General features: G+C 37.2%; 1 protein-coding gene. It reads left to right on the top strand.

All coding sequences use genetic code 11. The features are described from left to right. Window positions 1-74: 74 nt before the first annotated feature. Window positions 75-1,322: an ISL3 family transposase gene (locus EO118_RS08510; RefSeq protein ID WP_127069497.1), complete on the top strand. Its 1,248-nt coding sequence runs from the start codon at window positions 75-77 to the stop codon at window positions 1,320-1,322. The last annotated feature ends 93 nt before the right edge of the window (window positions 1,323-1,415 follow it).

The raw sequence follows: 1,415 nt of genomic DNA, 5'->3' as shown, positions 1-1,415 counted from the left end.
GCATAAAAATAGGCATATCATTCAGTTTGCTTTACAATATAAGTAACCACACAAATAAGAAAGGACTGAATCATATGCCTATATTAGATTATACTGAATTTTTTACAAATATCAAAACAAAATTTATTTATGATGTCGTATTTGATGAGGAAGGCAAAGCTGTTATTTACTATATTAAGTTGCCTAGAGTTACTCATACATATCCTACATGTGGATCTGTACATACAGAAGTAAAAGGGTATTACACTCGTACTATTAAGCTAGGTACAGAAGTAAGTGCACAATATAACAACTGTAAAAAGATTGGTAAGTATAAGCAACGCAGATATCGTTGCACCTCCTGTGGTAAAACTTTCAACGAAAAGAATCCTTTCATAAGTAAGTATTTGCAGATGAGTAAAGCTGTGATAGCCACGATGATGTACAAGCTACAAGGTACTCATACCTACACAGATATTGCTAAAGAGCTAGATGTATCCACTACCACTGTCATCCGTATATTTACCAAGACATTTCATTTTGGTATACCGGATTATTTACCGACAACACTAGCTATTGATGAGTTCAGAGGAAATGCTGGTGGGCAAAAGTTCCAGGTCATTGTTACAGACCCAAAAGGTAAACGGGTACTAGATATTTTACCCGAAAGAAGTGAGATAGCTTTAGTTAGTTACTTTAAACAGTTTAGCGTACAAGAGCGATCTAAGGTGCGGTATCTAGTCATGGATATGTCGGAGTTTTTCCGTTCTAAGATGAGACAACTGTTTCCCAATGCTACTATTATTGCCGATCGATTTCATCTAGTACGGCTGGTGGGTTGGGGGTTCGAGAACGTACGAAAACGCGAGCAGAAGCGATTAAAGAACTCAGGAGCTTACATTAAACGCTCTCGCAAACTATGTCGTAAGGCATTCCGCACACTCTCTGAAGGTGAACGTGTTCGCTTATTTGAAGTTCTACGAAAGTCTGATGACTTAAGACAAGCCTATGCATTGAAGCATTACTTTGATCACCTATTTACTGCAAAAGGTCGAACAGCTATTGAAGATACATTATCTAACTTTCTATCTCTTGTAAAAGTAGCGAATCTTAGTGAATTTAATAACCTGTTACGATCGTTTACAAGTTGGTATGACGAAGTAGTTAATGCTTTTCTATTACCATATTCTAATGGCTTTACAGAGGGTTGTAATAACAAAACTAAAGTATTGAAACGGAATAGCTATGGCGTCCGTCATTTCGGTCGATTTAGAGCTAGATTACTGATGATCTTGCCTAGTATCTACAACAAGCCTGATACACCGGTATCTATCGCTGCATAGGCTTTAACTACGTTATATGAAAGTAGTCTCCCCACAAAAAAGAAACATAAGTGGGGCTACTTTGTGGTACCTAAAATTAGCTACATCCATTGT

The organism is Veillonella sp. 3891 (genome assembly GCF_003992315.1).
Taxonomy (GTDB): domain Bacteria; phylum Bacillota; class Negativicutes; order Veillonellales; family Veillonellaceae; genus F0422.
This window is presented reverse-complemented; position numbering and strand designations above follow the sequence as displayed.